Annotated in this window: 19 protein-coding genes; 11 read left to right on the top strand and 8 right to left on the bottom strand. The window is 67.9% G+C overall.

Translation table 11 applies throughout. The features are described from left to right. Positions 1–18: 18 nt before the first annotated feature. Together lpdA and C5E06_RS10365 are read right to left on the bottom strand one after the other, a co-directional pair. The gene (lpdA, locus tag C5E06_RS10370; RefSeq protein ID WP_374953232.1) at positions 19–1419 is read right to left on the bottom strand and encodes a dihydrolipoyl dehydrogenase; all 1401 of its coding nucleotides are present in this window, start codon (positions 1417–1419) and stop codon (positions 19–21) included. A gap of 91 nt (positions 1420–1510) precedes the next feature. Continuing rightward, positions 1511–2977 (bottom strand): leucyl aminopeptidase, encoded by a 1467-nt coding sequence (locus C5E06_RS10365; protein WP_104307271.1) that lies wholly within the window; start codon positions 2975–2977, stop codon positions 1511–1513. Between the two features lie 102 nt (positions 2978–3079). Between C5E06_RS10365 and C5E06_RS10360 the strand changes: the two genes are divergently transcribed. From C5E06_RS10360 to C5E06_RS10350, 3 genes are all read left to right on the top strand, one after another. After that, positions 3080–3994, top strand: coding sequence for a proteasome assembly chaperone family protein (locus tag C5E06_RS10360; protein ID WP_104298722.1), 915 nt, complete (start codon positions 3080–3082; stop codon positions 3992–3994). Between the two features lie 101 nt (positions 3995–4095). Beyond that, on the top strand, positions 4096–5412 hold the full coding sequence (locus tag C5E06_RS10355; protein WP_104306830.1) for a nitrate/nitrite transporter: 1317 nt from the start codon (positions 4096–4098) through the stop codon (positions 5410–5412). A gap of 131 nt (positions 5413–5543) precedes the next feature. After that, complete coding sequence (locus tag C5E06_RS10350; RefSeq protein WP_181062946.1) at positions 5544–6950, top strand: RNA polymerase sigma factor; 1407 nt, start codon at positions 5544–5546, stop codon at positions 6948–6950. An 87-nt stretch (positions 6951–7037) separates the two neighbouring features. On the opposite strand, the gene C5E06_RS10345 is transcribed toward C5E06_RS10350, so the two are convergent. Next, positions 7038–7277, bottom strand: coding sequence for a hypothetical protein (locus C5E06_RS10345; RefSeq protein ID WP_104241354.1), 240 nt, complete (start codon positions 7275–7277; stop codon positions 7038–7040). A 228-nt stretch (positions 7278–7505) separates the two neighbouring features. Here C5E06_RS10345 and C5E06_RS10340 point away from each other — a divergent pair, with 228 nt between their 5' ends. Both C5E06_RS10340 and C5E06_RS10335 read left to right on the top strand, forming a co-directional pair. Continuing rightward, entirely contained in the window at positions 7506–8789 is a 1284-nt protein-coding gene (locus tag C5E06_RS10340) for a Mur ligase family protein (RefSeq protein ID WP_228496586.1), read from the top strand. Beyond that, a complete protein-coding gene (locus tag C5E06_RS10335) occupies positions 8786–9544 on the top strand; it encodes a type 1 glutamine amidotransferase (protein ID WP_104241353.1) in 759 nt (252 codons plus the stop codon). Before C5E06_RS10340 ends, C5E06_RS10335 begins: the two co-directional genes overlap by 4 nt. A gap of 69 nt (positions 9545–9613) precedes the next feature. On the opposite strand, the gene C5E06_RS10330 is transcribed toward C5E06_RS10335, so the two are convergent. Together C5E06_RS10330 and C5E06_RS19510 are read right to left on the bottom strand one after the other, a co-directional pair. Continuing rightward, on the bottom strand, positions 9614–10666 hold the full coding sequence (locus tag C5E06_RS10330; RefSeq protein WP_104306828.1) for an alanine racemase: 1053 nt from the start codon (positions 10664–10666) through the stop codon (positions 9614–9616). Then, positions 10663–11343, bottom strand: coding sequence for an alanine racemase C-terminal domain-containing protein (locus C5E06_RS19510; RefSeq protein ID WP_219819482.1), 681 nt, complete (start codon positions 11341–11343; stop codon positions 10663–10665). The genes C5E06_RS10330 and C5E06_RS19510 overlap by 4 nt, the downstream gene beginning before the upstream one ends. Positions 11344–11561: 218 nt before the next feature. Between C5E06_RS19510 and C5E06_RS10320 the strand changes: the two genes are divergently transcribed. Then, entirely contained in the window at positions 11562–13661 is a 2100-nt protein-coding gene (locus C5E06_RS10320; RefSeq protein WP_104241351.1) for a type IIA DNA topoisomerase subunit B, read from the top strand. Positions 13662–13746: 85 nt separating this feature from the next. Here C5E06_RS10320 and C5E06_RS10315 read toward each other — a convergent pair whose 3' ends face one another. Next, complete coding sequence (locus C5E06_RS10315; RefSeq protein ID WP_258064740.1) at positions 13747–16293, bottom strand: DNA topoisomerase (ATP-hydrolyzing) subunit A; 2547 nt, start codon at positions 16291–16293, stop codon at positions 13747–13749. Positions 16294–16344: 51 nt separating this feature from the next. On the opposite strand from C5E06_RS10315, the gene C5E06_RS10310 reads away from it, so the two are divergent. Further along, positions 16345–17493, top strand: coding sequence for an alkaline phosphatase family protein (locus tag C5E06_RS10310; RefSeq protein ID WP_104306827.1), 1149 nt, complete (start codon positions 16345–16347; stop codon positions 17491–17493). Positions 17494–17502: 9 nt separating this feature from the next. Here the strand turns inward: C5E06_RS10310 and sepH are convergent, their stop codons facing one another. Next, positions 17503–18603, bottom strand: a complete 1101-nt coding sequence (gene sepH / locus C5E06_RS10305) for a septation protein SepH (RefSeq protein ID WP_104306826.1) — start codon at positions 18601–18603, stop codon at positions 17503–17505. A 214-nt stretch (positions 18604–18817) separates the two neighbouring features. Here sepH and C5E06_RS10300 point away from each other — a divergent pair, with 214 nt between their 5' ends. Continuing rightward, positions 18818–19114, top strand: a complete 297-nt coding sequence (locus C5E06_RS10300; protein ID WP_104241348.1) for a DUF4193 domain-containing protein — start codon at positions 18818–18820, stop codon at positions 19112–19114. Positions 19115–19228: 114 nt separating this feature from the next. Here the strand turns inward: C5E06_RS10300 and C5E06_RS10295 are convergent, their stop codons facing one another. Then, the gene (locus C5E06_RS10295) at positions 19229–19693 is read right to left on the bottom strand and encodes a DUF3093 domain-containing protein (protein ID WP_104241347.1); all 465 of its coding nucleotides are present in this window, start codon (positions 19691–19693) and stop codon (positions 19229–19231) included. Between the two features lie 75 nt (positions 19694–19768). On the opposite strand from C5E06_RS10295, the gene dut reads away from it, so the two are divergent. Genes dut through C5E06_RS10280 form a run of 3 tightly spaced genes read left to right on the top strand, consistent with a single transcriptional unit; the run spans position 19769 to position 21718 of the window. Next, positions 19769–20230, top strand: coding sequence for a dUTP diphosphatase (gene dut / locus C5E06_RS10290; protein ID WP_201297641.1), 462 nt, complete (start codon positions 19769–19771; stop codon positions 20228–20230). Continuing rightward, positions 20217–20972, top strand: coding sequence for a DUF3710 domain-containing protein (locus C5E06_RS10285; protein WP_104241346.1), 756 nt, complete (start codon positions 20217–20219; stop codon positions 20970–20972). Before dut ends, C5E06_RS10285 begins: the two co-directional genes overlap by 14 nt. Further along, complete coding sequence (locus C5E06_RS10280) at positions 20969–21718, top strand: DUF3159 domain-containing protein (protein ID WP_104241345.1); 750 nt, start codon at positions 20969–20971, stop codon at positions 21716–21718. Before C5E06_RS10285 ends, C5E06_RS10280 begins: the two co-directional genes overlap by 4 nt. Positions 21719–21757: the final 39 nt, after the last annotated feature.

Raw genomic sequence — 21757 nt, 5'->3', positions numbered from 1 at the left:
TTGAGTGGTTCTGGCTGGTCAGAGGGCGTGCAGCGGGACTCCGGCGAGCAGACGCGCTGCCTCGCCGATCGTCTCACCCTGCGTCGGGTGGGCGTGGATGAGGTGCGCGACGTCCTCTGGGTAGGCCTCCCAGTTGACGATGAGCTGAGCTTCGCTCACGAGCTCGCCGACGCGGCCGCCGATCATGTGGACACCGACGATCGGGCCGTCGTTGACGCGCACGAGCTTGACGGTGCCGCTCGTGCCGAGGATCGAGCTCTTCGCGTTGCCCGCGAGGTTGTACTCGGCCGTGGAGATGGCGTCGTCGCCGAACTTCTCCTTCGCCTTCGCCTCGGAGTAGCCGACAGATGCGATCTCCGGGTCGGAGTACGTGATCTTCGGGATGTTGATGTCCTCGACCTGCACGGGGTTGAGGCCGGCGATCTGCTCGGCGACGAAGATGCCGTGCTGGTAGCTGCGGTGCGCGAGCTGGAGGCCGGGAACGATGTCGCCGATGGCGTAGACGCCGGGGACGTTGGTCTGCAGCGTCTCGTCGACGGGCACGAAGCCGCGGTCCGTCGTGACGCCGACCTCTTCGAGGCCGATGCCGTCGGTCACGGGGCCGCGACCGACCGCGACGAGGAGCAGGTCGGCGTCGAGCACGTCGCCTGACTCGAGCTCGACGTGCACGCCATACTCGTCCTGCGTGACGCCCTTGAAGCGGACGCCGAGCTTGAAGTCGATGCCGCGCTTCTTGTACGCGCGCTCGAGCTGCTTGGAGACGGACTCCTCTTCAGCGGGAGCGAGGTGCTTGAGGCCCTCGACGATCGTGACCTCGACGCCGAACGAGCGCCAGACGCTGGCGAACTCCAGGCCGATGACGCCGCCGCCGAGGATGACGACGCGGTTCGGGAGCCACTCGAGCTCGAGCGCCTGCTCGCTCGTGATGACGTTGCCCGAGATCTCGAGGCCCGGCAGCGAACGCGAGAAGGACCCGGTTGCGAGGACGAGGTTCTTGCCCGTGAGCGTGTCGTCCCCGACCTGGACGGTCGTGGGGGAGACGAGCTTGCCCTCTCCCTGGAAGACGGTGACGCCCTTGGCCTTCAGGAGGCCCTGGAGGCCCTTGAACTTGCTGGCGACGATGCCCTCGCGGAAGGCGTTGACCTTCACGATGTCGACGCCCTGGAACTCGGTGAGCACGCCGACCGATGATGCCTCGTGTGCGTTGTCGGCAAGCTCTGCCGCGTGGAGCATGGCCTTGGTAGGCACGCAGCCACGGTGGAGGCAGGTGCCTCCGAGCTTGTCCTTCTCAACCAGAGCGACGGTTGAGCCCAGCTGAACGGCGCGGATAGCTGCGGCGTATCCCGCACTTCCTCCGCCAAGGACGACGAGGTCGAAATTGTGTTCTGACACCCGGAAAACTCCCTCAATGGAATTCATAGAGAAGCGGCGGCCGGTTTCTGGTCGCCACGCGCGGCGAAATTACCCCTCAGGGAAGCCTACACGCGTCGAACTGGCAGGAATAACCAGCTCAGGAACGGGACTCGAGCAGTGCGATGAGCGTTCGCACCATCACGCCGGTTGCGCCCTTGGGGACGTAGCCGTAGGCGGCCGAGGTGTTGTTCGAGGGGCCCGCGATGTCGAGGTGCACCCAGGGGATGGTGCCTTCGCCGTCGGCTCGTTCGCCGACGAAGCGCTCGAGGAACGCGGCCGCGACGAGCATGCCGGCCGAGCGGTTGCCGGAGCGCATGTTGGCGAGGTCGGCCACGGGGGACTTGAGCGTGTCGCCGACCTCCTCGGGGATGGGCATCGCCCAGGAGGGCTCGCCGATCGAGCGCGATGCCTCGATGACGCTGCTGATCCAGGCGTCGTCGTTGCCCATGACCGCGGTGGTGCGGTCGCCGAGGGCGACGATCTGGGCGCCGGTCAGCGTCGCGATGTCGATGATGAGGTCGGGGTGCTCCTCGCTGGCTGCGGCGATGCCGTCGGCCATGACGATGCGGCCCTCTGCGTCGGTGTTGGTGATCTCGACGGTCTTGCCGCCGTAGATCGTCACGACGTCGTCGGGGCGTGTGGCCGTGCTCGAAGGCATGTTCTCGGCGATGCAGAGCCAGCCCGTGATGGCGACCTTGATGTCGAGCTCGACCGCGGCCTGGAGAACGCCGACGATCGTCGCCGCTCCGGCCATGTCGAACTTCATGCCGACCATGGAGCCGGCTGGCTTGAGCGAGAGCCCGCCCGTGTCGAAGGTAATGCCCTTCCCGACGAGCGCGACGTGCAGCTGCGCGCCCTCCGGCCGGTAGTCGAGACGGACGAGACGTGGGCCGCGCGAGGAGCCCTGTCCGACGGCCGTCAGGCCGCCGAAGCCCCCATCGCGCAGCTGCTCGGCGTCCCAGACCCGGGACTCGATGCCCTTCGACTCTGCGACTCGCACCGCGATATCGGCGAGGGCGGCGGGAGGGAGGTCGTTCGGTGGCGTGTTGACGGCATCCTGGACCAGAGCGACGGACGACGCGATGGCGCTCACCCTGGCGATCTCGGCGGATGCGCGAGCCTCATCGGCAGTCACGACGCTGATCGTCGCCAGCGCGGTGTCATCTTCCTCGGACTTGTAAGGCGTGAAGCGGTAGCTGGCAAGGACGGCGCCGAGAAGGACTGCCTCGCGGATCGCGGGGTCGAGGGCGTCGACATCGATGGAGATGGCCGAGGTGGCGACCGCGCGAGCCAGGGCACCTCCTGCTCGCCTCGCCTGCTCCTCGTCGCTCGCGTCGCCGAGACCGAGGGCGATGGCCGCCCGGACGCCGCCCTCGACCGGGATGGCGATCTTCTGCGTCTCGCCGCTCTTGCCGAGGAAGCCCGTGGCCTCGAGATACGGCTCGAGATCCGGCAGCCCGGCGGGAGCCGAGACGGTGAGCGATTCCTCCAGTCGGATCACGGGGAGCACCAGCAGCTGTGCATCGGGAGCGGATTCGGCGAGTTCCAGGGTGGCAAGCGTCATGCAGGCCAGCATATTGCGAGCGCGCGGAGCCACGCCTGCCGTCTCGTGCGCCAAGCGCGAACGCCCGTACCAACGTCAGCCTTCCGACCTAGCATTGGAGCCATGAGCGAGACTGAGCGCATCTTCCGAGTGGCTGCCGCATGGCATGACGTCCCTGCAGGCCTGCCCCTCATCGTCGCGCTGCGTGGTGGTCACGACGCCGGGGCCGTGGCGGCGCAGGTCTCCGACGAGATCATCGGTCTCGACGAGGACGCCCGGATCGTCGCGGAGTTCGATGTCGACGAGCTCTACGACTACCGCGCGCGGCGCCCGATCGTGTCCGTCTCGAACGGTCGAGTGAAGTCCGTGTCGTCACCTCGTCTCGACCTCAGGCTCGTCGCCGACGAGCTCGGCCAGGAGTTCCTATTCCTCTCTGGCTTCGAACCGGACTACCGGTGGCGGCTGTTCAGCGAGGCGCTCGTGGATGCTGTCGACGCGCTCGAGGTCTCCTCGACGACCTGGGTGCACGCCGTGCCCATGCCGGTTCCCCACACGCGTCCCATCCGCATCGCGGCGACCGGCAATCGCGAGGAGCTCGTGGATTCCCTCTCCGTGTGGAACCCGACGACCGAGGCGCCGGCTCACGTCATGCAGTACTTCCAGGTGCGGGCTGAGGAGCTCGGCCATCCCGTTCTGAGCCTTGCGATGCTGATTCCGCACTACGTCGCCGACTCCTCGGTGCCGGCAGGGGCGGTCGCGGCGCTGTCCGCCCTGGGAAGCGCGACCGGTCGCATGATCGCCACCGAGGCGTTGCGTGAGCGGGATCGCACGTTCCGCGCTGGCGTCGATGCCGAGCTCGAGTCCAATCCGGATGGGCAGAAGCTCATCCACGCCCTCGAGACGCAGCACGACGCCTACCTGCAGAATCTCGCGGTGACCAACGACTTCGAGGACGCGGCCGGCGAGCTGCCCTCTGCAGACCAGCTCGCCGCGGAGATCGAGCGCTATCTGGCGCTCGGCCGCGACGACGACGCCTGAGGTCCTGCCCGGGTTCGTCCCGGTGACCGTTTCGGTGTGACGGCCTTCTCGTCTGCGCCGTGTGGCGTGTCCCGGTGGCGGGACGCGAGACAATAGTTCAGATGAACCGCCGCCTTGCTCCCGCGATGTTCGCCATCACGGCGATCGCCTACATGGTCGCCGTCACGCAGCGATCGTCACTCGGGGTCGCCGGCGTGCTCGCCAGCGAGCGTTTCGAGGTCGGGGCCGCTGCGCTGTCGACGCTGGCCGTCGCGCAGCTGGCGGTCTATGCCGCCCTGCAGATTCCGGTCGGCATGCTGCTCGACCGATTCGGGCCGTCGAGGCTCATCCTCGTCGGGGCGCTGCTCATGTCCGGAGGGCAGCTGATCGTGGCGCTTGCGCCGGAACTCGGTGTCGCGGTCATGGGCCGGATGCTCGTCGGGGCCGGGGACGCGACGACCTTCGTCTCAGGGCTCCGGATCATCGCCGCGTGGTTCCCGCCGCGGCGGGTGCCGGTCTTCGTGCAGTGGTACGGCAACCTCGGCCAGCTGGGACAGGTGCTCTCTGCTGTCCCGTTCGGCTTCCTGCTGCGGTCGACGTCCTGGACACCGGCGTTCCTCTCCGTCACAAGCCTCGCACTGATCACCTCGGTCGCGGTGGCGGTGTTCCTGCGGGACAGCCCGGAGCTGCGCAGAGCCGGCGAGGCGATCAGCGTCCGTGGCGTCATGGGGAAGGTCGCCCAGGCCGCGCGCCGACCGGGAACAAGACTCGGCTTCTGGGCGCACTTCACGACGCAGTTCCCTGGAACGGTCTTCGGCCTGCTGTGGGGGTTCCCGCTCATGACGCAGGGCATGGGGCTGGAGCCGGCCCTTGCCTCGTCGCTGCTCCCCGTGATCGTGCTCGCGGGAATGGTCCTCGGCCCATTCCTCGGGGTGCTCACGGGGCGATACCCGCTCCGGCGTTCCAACCTCGTGCTGATCTGCGCCCTGCTCATCCTGGGCGTCTGGGTGGCGATGCTCCTGTGGCCCGGCCTGCCGCCGCTCTGGCTCCTGATCGTGCTCCTGGTCGTGATGGGCATCGGCGGCTCGGGCTCGGCGATCGGCTTCGACTACGCTCGCACCTTCAACCCCGCTTCGAGCCTCGGATCGGCGTCCGGCATCGTGAACGTCGGGGGATTCGTCGCGAGCTTCACGACCATGTTCCTGATCGGCATCTCGCTGGACGGGCTCGGCATCGGCGTGGCGGGAGCAGTGGACTGGCAGCAGTACAAGCTCGCGTTCTGGGTGATCCCCGGCATCATGCTCATCGGGCTGAGCGGCCTGCTGCTCAGCAGACGACGCACGAGGGGTCGCATGGCGCGCGATGAGGGAATAATCATCGACCCGCTCTGGGTTGCAATAGGCAGGAGATGGTTCGGCTCGGGCAGGCGTGGGATGTGAATCTCACGCGTGAATCCAAGGTTTCTCCCGAAACCGTGCCATAATCAACGGATGGACCCTGCGGGTCTGCCTCTGCGCAGACTTGACAAGGGCCTTCCTTATGCCCGCACCGTGACGAGAGGGGTCTGAACATGGCGACACGCACGGGAGCTACCACGGCTACTGCAGAAGCAACCGAGGACATCAAGAAGGCGCCGGCGCGCAAGCGCGCAGCGCCGGTCAAGAAGGCGAGCGCCGAATCGAGTGCCGCTGTCGGGACCGAGAGCGCAGCTGACGAAGCAGCGGGCACCAAGAAGCCTGCCGCGAAGCGCGCACCCGCGAAGCGCAAGGCAGCGACTGCCTCGGAGGGCGCGCCAGCCAAGGCTGCGCCCCGCAAGCGGGCGGCGACGAAGAAGAAGGCTGAAGGCGACGAGCCGGAAGACGGCGTCGAAGAAGGCGAGATCGAAGAGGTCGATGTCGACGCGGATGCGTCCGATGCCGTCGACTCCGACGACGACTCGGTCAAGCCGGCCGACCCGAAGGACGCGAAGGCCGACTCCGAGAAGGCGCGCGTCAAGGGAGCCATCGTGCTCACGCCGAGTGACGACGAGGAAGAGACCCCGGTCTACTCCGCTGCGATCACCGGCGCGACGGCCGACCCCGTCAAGGACTACCTGAAGCAGATCGGAAAGGTCGCGCTGCTGAACGCGGCCGAAGAGGTCGACCTCGCCATGCGTATCGAGGCGGGCTTGTTCGCCGCCGAGAAGCTCAAGGAGCAGGAAGGCGAGCTCGACAAGCAGCTCGTTCGCGAGCTCAAGTGGGTCTCCCGTGACGGCGATCGCGCGAAGAGCCACCTCCTCGGCGCCAACCTCCGACTGGTCGTGAGCCTCGCCAAGCGGTACACGGGGCGCGGCATGCAGTTCCTGGATCTGATCCAGGAGGGAAACATGGGCCTCATCCGTGCGGTCGAGAAGTTCGACTACACGAAGGGCTTCAAGTTCTCCACGTACGCCACCTGGTGGATCCGTCAGGCGATTACGCGCGCAATGGCCGACCAGGCGCGCACGATCCGCATCCCGGTGCACATGGTCGAGGTCATCAACAAGCTGGCTCGCGTGCAGCGCCAGATGCTGCAGGACCTCGGTCGCGAGCCCACGCCTGAGGAGCTCGCCAAGGAGCTCGACATGACGCCCGAGAAGGTCGTCGAGGTGCAGAAGTACGGTCGCGAGCCGATCTCGCTCCACACGCCGCTCGGTGAAGACGGCGACAGCGAGTTCGGTGACCTCATCGAGGACACCGAGGCTGTCGTTCCAGCCGACGCAGTGAGCTTCACGATGCTGCAGCGTCAGCTCGAGTCGCTGCTCGACTCGCTTGCAGAGCGCGAAGCCGGCGTCATCCGCATGCGCTTCGGCCTCGGAGACGGCATGCCGAAGACGCTTGACCAGATCGGCGACACGTTCGGCGTGACCCGCGAGCGTATCCGCCAGATCGAGTCGAAGACGATGGCGAAGCTGCGTCACCCGTCACGCTCGCAGTCGCTGCGCGACTACCTCGAGTAGGCACGAATCCAGTACGACGAAGGCCCGGATGCTTGCATCCGGGCCTTCGTCGTACGCGGTCGAACCGCGGTGGTGTCTCGGTGGCGGCTACTCCGCCGGCTGACCAGCCGCAGCCTTCTCGCCGTGCAGGCGCGAGGTCTCGTCGTGCCAGGCCACCGCCTGCTTGCGGAGCTTCTCTTCGTGGCGCGTCGCGTGGTGCGCGCAGAAGAGGAGTTCGCCGGCGCTCAGCTGGACGCGGACGTAGGCCTGAGCTCCACACGCGTCGCAACGGTCTGTTGCGGCAATTGGCGCCGAGTCGGTGCGCAGGGCCGTTGTGCTTTCCGTCATGATGCCTCCAAAGCTTCAGTGATCTGCCGATCAGGACAATTAGAGCACGGGCACCGGATTCCCGTGTGCTTTCGGCGGTCAGGTTCGCCCTGCGCGTAGCAGTGTTTCACCCGCGTGACGACCCGGGGTCCGTCGTGGGCGCGTGAGATACTGGCCGCGGTCGGCGAGCCGGGGGATTCTCGCCGCAGACGCTGACGCGCACGTGGTTGCGCAGGATGAGGAGTGTGCATGGGTGGCAAGCTGCGGCGGATGATCGCCGTCGGTCTCGGACGGAGCGCGCGCGGAGCGATGCGTCTCCGCGGAGGCGGCTCAGCAGTCCCCGGCAGAGTGGCGCTCGCCATCTCCCCGGACTTCCTCGAGACGGCCGTGGCGAAGCTCCCGCTCGGCGTCATCTTCGTCTCCGGGTCGAACGGCAAGTCGACGACGACGCACTTCCTGACCCGCATGCTTCGGCGGCACGGGCTCAGGGTGTTCACGAACTCCTCCGGCGGCAACCTCCCGCAGGGCATCGCGTCGTCGATGCTCCCGGATGTCGACGTCAACGGCAACCTGCGAGCGGACATCGCTGTCCTCGAGGTCGACGAGGCCTACGGGCCCCGCCTCCTCCCGCACCTGCATCCACGCGGGGTGCTGCTCCTCAACGTGCAGGTCGATCAGCTGAACCGCTTCTACGACCCGTCTCGGGTCACTGAGTTCCTCAGGACCATCGCGGCCGCGTGCGGCGACTTCAGCGTCCTGAACGCCGATGACGCATCGCTTCGCGGACTTCCCGTCTCGCTGGATGCGCCGGTGACCTGGTTCGGGGTCGCACCTGAGCTCATCGAGCAGTCCCCGAATGGTCTCTCGAACTTCGATGACATCTCAGCCGCGAGCGTCGAGGTCGCCGCAGGCGAGCGCGCCGTGCAGGTCGTGGCACTGCAGGGGCGCGATGCGACGCTGCGGATCGGCGACGAGGAGCTGGAGATCCGTCTCCCCGCGCGTGGCCTGCACTACGCGCTCGATGCTGCTGGTGCAGCGGCGACTGCTCAGCGCATCCTCGGCGATTCCTTCGTTCCTGCGTTAGTCGCGGAGGCGCTCGGCGAGTCGCAGACCGTGTACGGGCGTGGTGAGGTGATGAGCGTCCGCGGGGAGGACATCGAGATCATCATGATGAAGAACCCGCCAAGCCTGCAGATGAACCTCGATGCGCTCGAGGAGGCTCCGGAGCAGGTGTTCGTCTCCGTCGACGAGGGAACCCCCGACCCGTCCTGGATCTTCGGTGCCGATCTCAGCCGCCTCGAGCACGTCGACGTTGTCTCCGGCACGAAGGCATGGCAGATCGCGACGAGGCTCGGCTACGGCGACATTCCGGTCGGTCTCGTGGAGCCCAGCCTCGGGGAGGCGCTCGAGAAGTTCCTGGCGCTGCCCAAGCCCAGCCGCGGCATGAAGACCATGATCGTCAACTACGAGCAGATGATGTCGATTCGCCGCCGACTCGGGCAATCGGGTATCGAGGGGAAGGTCAACTCATGAAGCTGCGAATCGCTCACCTCTACCCGGTGGAGCTCGGGATCAACGGAGATGTCGGCAACGTCACGGTGCTCGCGAAGCGTGCGCGGGTGCGCGGCTTCGATGTCGAAGTCGTGAACGTCGGACGTGGGGCGGCCTCGCTGCCCGGCGACATCGACCTGCTGCACGTCGGCTCCGGCCCTCTTGCTGCCGTGCAGACGGTGCAGGCGGACGCGCTGCAGCACGCTGAGCAGCTCCGCGACCTCGTCGCGGCTGGCCTGCCGCTGCTCGCGATCGGCGGAGGGTGGGAGCTGCTCGGATCGAGCATCACCCACGATGACGGCGAGCTCACCGGTCTCGGCGTCTTCGCCTCCAGAGCTGTCCGGGAGCCGGCGCAGAGCGTCGCGGAGACGGTCGTGCGCACCCCGGGTGGACTCCTCGCGGGGTTCGCGAACCACAATGCCGTCACCTCCCTCGACGCGGGGTCGGAGCCGCTCGGCGAGGTTGTCCGTGGCTTCGGCAACGGCGGCTCAGCTGCGGAGAACAGCGGAGCCGAGGGCGTGCAGCGCCTGGGCGCGATCGGGACGCACCTGCACGGCCCCATCCTCGCCTTGAACCCCACGCTGGCAGACCAGCTCCTGCAGCAGGCCGTGCATCGTCACGATGCTGACCGCACGCTCGGAGACGGCGGAGCGGAACTGGAACGACTCGACGGCTGGTCGCAGAACGCACGCCACGCGTTGATGCGGAGGATCGGCGTCTCCGCTCCAGCAGTCTGACCCAGAGGTCTGACGGTCTGACCGTCTGAGTGGGGCGCTGGCGTGCTTCAGCGCACGCCAGCGCGTCGCTCAGCGGCGGCTGAAACTCCGCGGGACGCGGGAGGTGAGTCCCGTCACGATCTCGTCGCCGACGGTGTCGCCCCACACCGCCCACTGCTCCGCGGTCGCCTCTCCCTGCGAGCCGTCGCCGAAGACGATGCACGGTGCGCCCGCCGAGATGCCATCAGCATCGCTCGGGAGCGCGACAACCGTCTCGTCGACGCCCACCTCGACGACCGGTGCGACGTGCCCGTCGACAACCACGTAGGCGCCTGAGTCGGGGTCGGACTGGATACCGTCGCCGAAGCCCACGGCGATGCTCGCCAGGCCGTGGCGTGCATCCAGGACCGGGGCTCGCAGCTGCATGGCCGGCCTCAGCCCGAGGTCCGCCGCACTTCGATCGCCGAACGGCGAGATGCCGTAGGCGGCGATGCCGACCCTCACGAGGTCGAAGTGCGCCTCGGGCAGATCGATGACGGCCGCGCTCGCTCCGAGATGGAGGAGCTCGAACTCCGCGCCGAGGCTTCTGGCCTCGTCGACGGCGGCCTCGAACAGGGCCGTCGATGCGAGGTCGGCACTGTGCGAGGTGTCAGAGAGATGGCTCCACGCGGCGACGACCTCGAGCTTGCCGAGCGACTGCAGCCTGAGGGCCTCCGTGACGAACTCGGCCCAGCGCGGCTGGTCGGCGCCCCCGCGGTGCAGGCCGGTGTCGATCTTGAGGTGCACTCGTGGTGTGCGCGCCGCGTCGCTCGCCGCAATCGCCTCCAGCTGCCAGAACGTCTGCACGCCGAGGTCGACTCGCGCTTCTGCCGCGGCCGCGAAGTCGGTGTCCTGGCCATGCATCCAGGCGAAGAGGGGCACCTGCACGCCTGCAGCGCGGAGATCGATCCCCGCGGTCGACTCCAGAACGCCGAAGGAGGAGACCCCAGCCTCCAGCCCCGTGCGCACGACCTCGTGCAGGCCGTGCCCATAGGCGTTCGACTTGACGGCAAGCATGAACTGCGAGCCGGAGGCAAGCTCCTGCAGGGCGCGGATGTTGTGGCTGATGGCCTCGAGATCGACGTGCGCCGTTGCGCGGCTCATGTGTAGCTCCGTTCGAATCGGGGACTCATCCGGCTCGCGATGGCCGCAGCTCGCAGGCCGGTCGCATGCTGCCAGTCGAGGATGCTCGGCTCGCCGACGGCCGGGTCGCCGAAGAGGGTCGCCAGCTCGCCCGGCTGCGCTTCTGCGCCGAGCAGGTCGACAGAGAACTGGTCCATAGAGATGGCGCCGACGATGGTGCGCGTCTTCCCGCCGATGAGCACGGATGCGGTGTTCGAGGCACGGCGGACAACCCCGTGGGCGTAGCCGACGCCGACGAGTGCGAGCTGCGTCGCTTCCGTCGTGACGTAGCTGTACCCGTAGGACACGCCCTCGCCGGCTCCGACATCCTTCACGGCCAGGATCTCGGCGCTCACGCGCATCGCGGGCCGGTAGGCGCGATCCGTGAGCCCGAACAGGGAGCCGCCCGTGATCCTGTCGGAGTTCACGGAGTCCGCGTCGAGCAGCTTCGTGCTCAGATGCGACAGGGAGGCGCGCTCGAGCCCAGGGGAGACGATGAAGCCGTCGTATCCCTCGCTGTCGAGTGCTTCTGCGACGCGGAGAGCGCCATGGCCGTAGGCGTCTGCGCGCAGGTCGGCGTAGCTGGCCGTCTCCGAACCGAGGAGTCGGGTCGAGTTCTCGCGGATCGCGCGGAGGTCGATGTGGATGCGTCTGCGCACCGGCTCGGGAGTCTGCACGTTGTGCCCTCTCTGGTCGTCGCTGGCGTGGTCAGGCTAGCACCGGCGGTTCGGTGGCCCGCTGAGGCGCGCGTGTGGGCGCTGTGGTGTGGGAGCCGCGAGAAAGCCCGCATCCGGTCTACGCTCGAAGGTGGCCTGCCGCTGAACGCGGTTGGCCGAGATCACAGGCACGATGACGCAGAAGAAGGACGAGGACCTCGGTGGCGAATTCCGGAGACGCATACTCAGCCAGACACCTCTCGGTGCTCGACGGGCTCGATGCGGTCCGGAAGCGGCCGGGCATGTACATCGGCTCGACCGACTCGCGTGGCCTCATGCACTGCCTGTGGGAGATCATCGACAACTCGGTCGACGAGGCCCTTGCCGGTCACGGCTCACGCATCCGAGTCCAGCTGCACAGCGATGGATCCGTCAGCGTCGATGACGACGGGCGAGGCGTCCCCGTCGACATCGAGCCGAAGACCGGTCTCAGCGGCGTCGAGGTCGTCTTCACCAAGCTCCACGCGGGTGGCAAGTTCGGCGCAAGCAACTACGGGTCGGCGGGAGGCCTCCACGGTGTCGGTGCCTCGGTGGTGAACGCGCTCTCCGCGCGCCTCGACGTCGAGGTCGACCGGGGCGGGAAGACCTACGCGATGAGCTTCCGGCGCGGCGAGCCAGGCATCTTCGAGGATGGTGCCGGCGGGCCCAGCCCGACATCGAACTTCGTCCCCTTCACGGATACGAGCGAGCTCCGCGTCGTGGGCAAAGCGAAGCGCGGCGTCACCGGCACACGGGTTCGCTATTGGGCTGACCCGCAGGTGTTCATCCGCGAGGCGAGCTTCCAGACCAACGACCTCGCCGAGCGCGCGAGGCAGACGGCGTTCCTGGTACCAGGCCTCGAGATGGTCATCGAGGATGCCCGTGACGAGTCGGTCGCGCCCACGACGCAGCAGTTCCGCTTCGACGGCGGGATCACGGAGTTCGCCGACTTCCTGGCACCGGACGCTCCGACGACGGACACCTGGCGCATCGAGGGGAGCGGGGAATTCACGGAGACCATCCCGGTGCTCGACGACGAGGGCCTCCAGCTCGTGACGAAGGAAGTCGCGCGCACGATGCACGTCGATCTCGCGTTGCGCTGGGGCACCGGCTACGAGACGACCGTGAAGAGCTTCGTGAACATCATCTCGACGCCCAAGGGCGGCTCTCACCTCGCCGGGTTCGAGCAGGGGATGCTCCGGTTCTTCCGGGCAGAGGTCGAGAAGAATGCCCGACGCCTCAAGGTCGGCAACGACAAGCTCGACAAGGACGACGTCCTGGCGGGCCTCACCGCCGTCGTGACGGTCCGCATCCCGGAGCCCCAGTTCGAGGGGCAGACGAAGGAGGTCCTGGGAACGCCAGCGGCCAGGGCGATCGTCCAGAAGGCCGTGACGGCAGGCCTGACCGAGAAGTTCTCGTCGACCAAGCGCCAGGACAAGGCCGAGGCCAACCTCCTGCTCGACAAGGTCGTGCAGGAGATGAAGTCGCGCCTCTCCGCTCGCGCCCACAAGGAGACGCAGCGACGCAAGAACGCACTCGAGAGCTCCTCGCTGCCGACCAAGCTCGTCGACTGCCGATCGAACGATGTGGCGCAGAGCGAGCTCTTCATCGTCGAGGGTGACTCCGCGCTCGGCACCGCGAAGCCGGCGAGGAACTCGGAGTTCCAGGCGCTCCTCCCCATCCGCGGCAAGATCCTCAACGTGCAGAAGGCCTCGGTCTCCGACATGCTCTCCAACTCGGAGTGCGCGTCGATCATCCAGGTCGTCGGCGCAGGGTCGGGGCGCAGCTTCGACATCGGCCAGGCTCGCTACGGCAAGGTCATCCTGATGAGCGACGCCGACGTCGACGGCGCGCACATCAGGACGCTGCTGCTCACGCTCTTCTTCCGCTACATGAGGCCCATGCTCGACGCGGGTCGTGTCTTCGCGGCCGTGCCGCCCCTGCACAGGGTGGTCATCATGCATGCGGGCAGGAAGCCCAACGAGACCGTCTACACCTACTCCGAGAAGGAACTGCACACGCTGCTCTCGAAGCTCGAGAAGCAGGGGAAGCGGTACCAGGATCCGATCCAGCGCTACAAGGGCCTCGGCGAGATGGATGAGGACCAGCTCTGGAACACGACCATGGACCCGAGCGCGCGCCTGCTCAGGCGCGTCACGAACGCGGATGCGCACAACGCCGAGCGCGTGTTCGATCTGCTCATGGGCAGCGAGGTCGCGCCTCGCAAGGAGTTCATCATCGAAGGATCCGAGCACGTGGCTCGGGCGGACATCGACGTCTAGCTGGACAGCTCGGCGGCCAGGACGCCGGACGCAAGAGGCCGGCTCCCGATCGGGGGCCGGCCTCTGGCATGCTGCGCGCAGCAGCTCAGTCTGTCGCCGGTGTCTCAGGGCTGCTCTCGGCTGACGACGCGTCGGCGGCGGCGTCGGCGTCGGCGAGTGGTGTCGGGTCTCCGATGCCGCGTCCGATGAGGTCGACGACCTGGTCGAGTGGCGTGCCAGACGCGTCGCGCTTCGCGCCGCCCGTCGGGAGGGCGCGGATCGCACCATCACGCGCGTTGCCGAACGGGGCGCCCGGGCCGACCCAGGCGGCGCTGAGGCGTCGCTCCCCGCGCAGGAGCCGCTGGGCCCGGACCCCGCCGGTCGCGCGCCCCTTCGCCGGGAACTCGCTGAGGCTGGACACCTTCGCCGTGCCCGAGTCGGTGCCCTCGAGGGCGTCCTCGTTGCGCGCGACGCTCGCGACCTCGCAGATCTCGACGTTGGCCGCCGCGACGACGGAGAACGCGAGGACCACGGCGCCGTCGGAGACCTTCATGCCTGCCATGCCGGCCGCGGAACGGCCCTGCGGACGAACGAGCTTCCCCGAGAAGCGCAGCAGCTGCGCGTCATCCGTCACGAAGACCAGCTCATCCTCGTCGGACGCGAGAGCGGCTCCGACGACCTCGTCCCCGGCCTTGAGCGTCATGATCTCGAGCTCTCGGTTCTTGCCGAAGTCGATGCCCGTCACCCGCTTGACGACGCCCAGCTTCGTCCCGAGCGCGATCGGCGTCTCCTGGTCGATGGGCACGAGCGCGACGACCTGCTCCTTGGGGCTCGTGAGCCCGATGAAGTCGTGTGCCTTGACTCCGGCCGAGAGCAGCACCGACCCCTGGGGGCTGGAGGGGAGGGCCACGACGGGCACGCGAATCAACCGCCCGAGGTTCGTGACGGCGCCGAGCTCGCCCTGGACCGTCGTGGTTACGTGGGAGCGCACAGCGTCGTGCTTGCTGCGCCTCGACGGCTGCTGGAGGCGCGCATCCGCGTCAGCCGTGTCGACCCTGAGGAGCCGCCCCGTGGTCGAGAGCAGTACCTGGGTGGGCGAGTCCGCGAGCTGCAGCTGCGTGGTCTCGATCGCCTTGCCACGCTTCGGCGGGGTGCCCTGGCCCTCGGTGAGCAGCGTGCGTCGCGGCGTCGCGAAGCGGTCGCTGGTCTCCTGGAGCTCGGAGCCGACCTGCGCGCGCAGCAGCTTCTCGTCGCCCAGCAGACGCTCGAGCTCGGCGATCTCCTGCTTGAGCTGGTCGCGCTCCGACTCGAGCTCGATGCGCGAGAACTTCGTGAGGCGGCGCAGGCGCAGCTCCAGGATGTAGTCCGACTGCAGCTCCGAGAGATCGAAGACGATGCGCAGCCGCTCGCCGGCCGCCGAGGCGTCGTCGCTCGACCGGATGATCTGGATGACCTCGTCGATGTCGAGGATCGCGACCAGGAGGCCCTCGACGAGGTGCAGGCGCTCGAGCCTCCGCGCGAGCCGGAAGGCGCTTCGCCTGCGCACCACCTGGATGCGGTGGTCGAGGTACACGCGGAGCAGCTCGATGAGGCCGAGCGTCTGCGGACCCCCGTTGACCAGCGCCACGTTGTTGATGTGGAACATGTCCTCGAGGGGCGTGTGCCGGTACAGCTGCTCGAGCACGGCGTCTGGGTCGAATCCGGTCTTGATCTCGATGACGAGGCGCAGGCCGTGCTTGCGGTCGGTGAGGTCGGCGACGTCGCTGATTCCGGCGAGCTTCTTCGCCTGGACGCCGTCCTTGATCTTCTCGATGACCTTCTCGGGTCCCACCATGTAGGGGAGTTCGGTCACGACGATGCCCGACTTGCGGGCCGTCACCCGTTCCACGCTCGCTGTGGCACGCGTCCGGAATGATCCGCGACCTCCCGCGTACGCATCCCTGATGCCGTCGAGGCCCGTGATCCGCGCGCCGGACGGCAGGTCCGGGCCCGGGATGAACTGCATGATCTCCTCGAGCGTCGCACCGGGGTTCTCGAGCAGGTGCAGCGCCCCCGCGATCACCTCTCCGAGGTTGTGCGGCGCCATGTTCGTGGCCATGCCCACCGCGATGCCACTCGCTCCGTTGACGAGGAGATGCGGCCAGGCAGCAGGAAGCACTTCGGGCTGCGTGGTCGAGTTGTCGTAGTTCGGCACGAAGTCGACGACGTCCTCGTCGAGCTCCGCGGTGAGCGCCAGAGCGGCGGCATCGAGGCGAGCCTCCGTGTAGCGCGGGGCTGCCGGGCCGTCATCGAGCGATCCGAAGTTGCCGTGCCCATCGATCGTCGGCACGCGCTGCACGAAGCCCTGGGCCATGCGCACGAGCGCATCGTAGATGGCGGTGTCGCCGTGGGGGTGGAGGCGTCCCATGACCTCGCCCACGACGCGCGCCGACTTCACGTGCCCCCGGTCGGGTCGGAGCCCCATCTCGGCCATCTGGTAGAGGATGCGCCGCTGGACCGGCTTCAGGCCGTCGCGCGCGTCCGGGAGCGCTCTCGCGTAGATGACCGAGTACGCGTACTCGAGGAAAGAGGACTGCATCTCTGTCGAGACGTCGATGTCCTCGATGCGCTGCTCGCTCATCGAAGCGGAGTCGTCGTTGCGTGTTGTACTCATGTCACCTGTCGGGAGGGTCGTGCTCGGCGCCCCTGTGGGAGACTGGGACGGATGTCGTCCATGCTATTCAGCGCGGCGAGCGGTCGCCCGACGCTCTCCGACGTGTTGCCGAATTCGCTCGCTTCTCTGCGGGGTGAGACCGGGTCCCTCGGGCTGCCGGAGACCCGCTCGGTCGTGGTCATGCTCGTCGACGGGCTCGGAGCCTCGATGCTCCGCGCCCGCACGGGGCACGCCAGGCGCCTCACGGCGGACTGGCGCAAGAAGGACACCGCCTTCTCGTTCCCGTCGACCACCGTCGCGGGGATCACCTCGCTCACGACGGCGACTCGAGCCGGTGAGCACGGGCTGCTCGGCTACTCCCTCTTCGACCGGGCTGCTGGGGTCATCCGCAACCAGCTCTCGGGCTGGGGGGACGGGATGGACCCCGCAACCTGGCAGCTGCGCCGCACGATCTTCGAGGAGCTGCGTGACGGGGGCTCCGAGGTGCAGAGCATCGTCGTGGGCATGCCGCAGTACCGCGACTCCGGCCTCACGCACGCCTCCCTCCGTGGTGCCCTCTACCTTGAGGGCGGCACGATGCAGGAGCGGGTCGAGGTCACGCTGCGGGCACTCGACGACCACCCTCGCGCGCTCATCTACCTGTACAACGCGGAGCTCGACCAGGCGGGGCACGCCCATGGCTGGGAGTCGGACGCCTGGCTGGCACGCCTGGAGGAGCTCGACGCGGCCTTCGACGGACTCGCCAGGGGAGTGGATGCCGGCACCGGCATCCTCGTCACTGCCGACCACGGCATGATCGACATCCCCAGGCATCGCCAGATCGATGTCGACGACGACGACCCGCTCTTCGACGGCGTGCTCGCCATGGCGGGCGAGCCACGGCTTCGCCACCTCTACCTCGAGCCGGGAGCGCCGGCGGACGCGGCGGGAGACCTGCGCGACAGGTGGATCGCATCCCAGGGTGCGCGCGCCACGATCGTCACGCGGCAGGAGGCGGTCTCCGACGGGTGGTACGGACCGAATGTCGACCCCGTCGCTGCAAAGCGAATCGGCGATGTCGTCGTCGCGGCGACGAAGGGAGTCACGTTCTACGCCGCTTCGATGCAGTCAGGTGCAAGGCTCGTCGTCGGCCAGCATGGATCGATCACTCCGGAAGAGACGATCGTCCCACTCATCCGCGCGGGGGCCTTCACGCGCTGAGACGCGTCGCTACTCGTCGCTGCGGGTCCCGAAGACGATCTCGTCCCAGCTCGGCATCGCGGCGCGCCCGGTGCGCTTCGACGAGTGCTTCGACGGTGCGGGTTCGTGCGCCTCGTGCTTGGGGTCATCGAGTCCGTCGAGCGGGACGTCGACTGCCCGCACACCACCTGAGCCGAGATCGCTCGGCTCGATGGTCTCCGTCTCGAAGCTGTCCTCGTCCCGAACTCGGGGAGTGAGGAGCTTGACGGGCGTCTGCTCGGACGCTGTCGAGTGAGCATCGTCGCTCTCGCGCCCTGAGTCCTGATCATCGCCGTCCTCGGCGTCGTCCTCGAAGGACTGCGGGACGCGCTCCCCGCGACGTCGCCGGAGGGCCTCGAGGAGATCCGCCGTCTCGTGGTGCTGCTGCTCGGTCGCTCGCTCGAGCCGTGACGCCGCGGCACCGATCCACGAGACCGGCTCCTTGCTCACCGGCTCCACGGAGGGTGCCGGTGAGGCTTCACGCTGCGGGGACTCCATGACGGCGCGGAGCCGGGGGCTGCCGAGCGACGCGGGCTCGCCCTGCTGCGAGAGCATCGTCGCCGTCGGGTTCAGAGGGGTGAGCGCCTGCGTCTTCGGCTCGAAGCCCCACAGCGCTTCTCGCGAGATCTCGTCCACGGCGAACGACAGGCCGATTCTCCAGCCCTCTTCGTCGTCCTTCCAGGCATCCCAAATCACCGCGGCCGCCGAGGACGCCTCGAGGCGGTCGTCGATGACCTCGCCGAAGCTCGTGCCGTCCTGGCCGAGGGGGTCGGTGTCGGTCTTCAGCCGGACGGTGACCGCGCGCGCCTGGCGCACGAGGTAGTCGCGCTCGGCGCGAACCGGTCCCTCGAAGCGGACCACGTCCTCACGGGCTGCCCCAGTGAGCTCGATGACCTCGTCGATCGTCTTCCCGGCGCGGATGAGCTGCTGGATGGCCCGCGGAGGCACCTTCGGCGCGTCGACGCGAGTGGAGATGCGCGGGCGCAGCGCGTCGCGGAGCGCTTCGTCGATCACGACGCGGAAGCGCTGGCCGTCATCTCCGGACACGACGAGGGCACCTTCATCCAGGTCGATGAATCTGAGCTCATGCATGCTCGTACTCCTTGGCGTTGCCGATTCCTGCGCCACAGCATCACACGTGACGAGGGCGGAATCGGGGAGCCCCGGGGCGCGCCGTCCAACTCAGGCGAGTATTCGATCTCGCTCCGCGCGAACACTGCTCACTTCGGTTTGAGTTTCACCCCTGAGTCGTGCACAATTGCCGCGCCTGGGGGAGTTCCCCCCCATTGAAGAGATTTGGATAGGTATGGCGACCGACTACGACGCACCTCGCAAGACCGACGATGACGCAGAGTCCATCGAGGCGCTGAAGGAGCGAGTGCCGGATCGTCTCTCCGGCAGCGTTGACGCCGAAGATGCGGACAACCCCGGCAGCTTCGACCTCTCTGCAGCAGACCTCGCAGACGTTGAACTCGAGACCGTGGTGATCCCGCCGCAGGCCGACGAGTTCACCTGCGTCGAGTGCTTCCTCGTCAAGCACCGCTCGCAGCTCGAGAAGAGCTCGGCCCTCGGGCCGATCTGCCACGACTGCGCAACCGCCTGATCGAAGGCAGAGCACACGACCGAAGCCGCATCCTCAGGGATGCGGCTTCGGTCGTCTGTCGGTGAGACCAGGGGAACGCGGCTCAGGGTCGAGCGACGGGCGCGTCCCGCTGCATCAGCTCGTCTGACGCCTGTTCACGGCCCGAGCCTCGGTGATGGCAGCCGCGAGCTCGGTGGGCCGACGCGTCGAGATGAGCCAGTAGGGGACCGGGTCCGCGTCGTCGGTGATCTCGATCGTGAGCGAGGTCGGGATCCAGCCGCGGATGCACAGCCAGGCACGCAGGTCCAGCTGGGGGCCCGCGGCGAGACGAGCACGCTCACGGGTCGTGTGGGGGAGGCACTGCCCGGTGAAGCTCAGTGGCACGTGGGCGCCCGCGACCCGGACCTGGGTCGCCGTGACCTCGATGATGGGCGAGTAGGCGAGGACGAGCGTGAGGAACGCGGCGTAGAGCGTCACTGCGATGGCCGCACCGATCCAGAAGTTGATCGGCGTGAACACGAGGATGACGGCGGGCACCATGAGGAAGCCGACGGCGTACACCCACGCGGCTGGCCACAAGCGCTCGTGGAAGACAGGCATGGAGATATTGCATCACGCTTTGTCGTGCGCCGCTGTCAGATCACGATCCGGTCACGCCTCGGCTAGGCTCGTACGGTGAGCATTGCCATAGATGTGCCCGTCTCGGGCGTCCTCCCCACGTTCGCCCAGCCAGGCGACGCCGGGGCCGACCTGATCGCGACCGAATCCGTCACTCTCGCCCCCGGCCAGCGCGCCGTCGTGGGCACGGGAGTTCGACTCGAGCTTCCGGCGGGAACCGTCGGCTTCGTGATGCCGCGCTCGGGGCTGGCGGCGAAGCACGGCATAACGCTCGTCAACGCGCCTGGCACCATCGACTCCGGCTATCGGGGTGAGGTGAAGGTGATCATGCTCAACACCGATTCGTCCGAGAGCTACGCCATCGCGGCAGGCGACCGGATCGCGCAGCTCGTGGTCATGCAGCTCGCGCCAGTGCGTTTCATCCAGACCGAGCAGCTCTCCGCCTCGCAGCGTGGAGAGGGCGGCTTCGGCTCCACCGGCTATTCGTCTGACCAGGAGGCACCCAATGGGACTGTTTGATTTCCTCAAGAAGGAAGAAGAGAAGCCTGAGAAGGCCGATAAGCTCACCGTCGACGATGACGGCATCGACGAGGAAGAACTCGACGACGCGGTTGAGCTCGAAGACGACGAGGACATGGACGCGAAGTCCGCGCCTGACGATCGCGAGACCCGCGGGCCCTTCGATATCTCCGAGGCGAGCCCCGCGAAGCGCTACGTGGACCTGGGGGCGCTGCGCATCCCGGCGCGCGAAGGACTCGGGCTCCGGCTCGAGGTCGAGGAGAAGACGAAGCGACTCGTCGCCGTCGCCCTCGACTACAAGGAGTCGACCATGCAGATCCAGGCGTTCGCAGCGCCACGGTCCACCGGCCTCTGGCACTCGATCATGGCCCAGCTCGCCGAGCAGGTCCGCAAGCAGGGCGGAACGGCGGAAGAGGTGGAGGGCATCCTCGGCCCCGTCCTCGACACGAAGATCCCGGTCGTCATCAAGGGTGCTGCGTCGAACCAGACCAGGTCCGCGCGCTTCTTCGGCGTCGATGGTCCTCGCTGGTTCCTCCGAGGCGTCCTGACGGGCAAGGCGTTGCGCGACGAGGCCACCCGCGTCGAGCTCGTCGAGCTGTTCAGGAGTGTCGTCGTCGTCCGCGGTGATGCCCCGCTGCCGCCACGTGAGCTCCTGACGCTCGTCGTCCCGAAGGCCATGGCCGACCCGACGTCGAAGACGGCAACCGAGGACGCCGCATCCGGGGAGGCAGAGCAGGCATGACGCTGCCCGAGGACGAACGGCCCGAGCAGGCAGAGCCCTCCGCCGACGCGCCCAACAGGCGCAAGCTGGAAGACGCCGCGAAGTCGTCGTCGCTCGGCAGGCTCACGGAGGGCGGCATCTCCGGCGCGTCGCTCCTGGCTGCCATGGGCGGTGTTCGCGGCCTGGTCGAGACACTGCTTCCTGGCATCGTGTTCCTCGTGCTGTTCACCCTCGGCACCGAGCTGTGGATCGCCGTCCTCGCGCCGGCGGTCCTCGGTCTCCTCTTCATCGTGGTCCGCGCAGTGCAGAAGGAGCCCGTCGTTCCCGCGATCTCGGGCCTCGTCGCGCTCCTGATCTCCGGCATCCTCGCGATGACGACGGGCAGGGGCGAGAACTTCTACCTCGTCGGGTTCTACACCAACGCCGCCTACGGTGCGGCTCTGCTCGTCTCGGTCCTCGTCCGCTGGCCCGTCATCGGGCTGGTCACGGGGCTCATCACCGGGCAGGGGTCGAGCTGGCGCCAGGACCGCGCGATGCTGCGGTGGATGTCCGTCATCACGCTCGTGTGGGTCGGCTTCTTCGCGCTTCGACTCGTCGTGCAGCTGCCGCTCTACTTCGCCGGCAACGTCGAGGCGCTCGGCCTCGCCCGGCTGCTCATGGGCACCCCCATGTATGCCGTCGTCCTGGTCGTGACGGTGCTCTTCGTCCGGGCGCTCCTGAGTGCGTCCCGGTCGGGAGAGCAGAGTGAACCAGGTAAAGTATCTTGATGTCAAGATAAAAGCGTCTCGATCAACTCAGGATCACCT

It is taken from the genome of Pseudoclavibacter sp. RFBI5 (assembly GCF_002931395.1).
Taxonomy (GTDB): domain Bacteria; phylum Actinomycetota; class Actinomycetes; order Actinomycetales; family Microbacteriaceae; genus Pseudoclavibacter.
The sequence above is the reverse complement of the archived record's forward strand: the minus strand, read 5'-3'. Positions and strand labels throughout refer to the sequence as shown.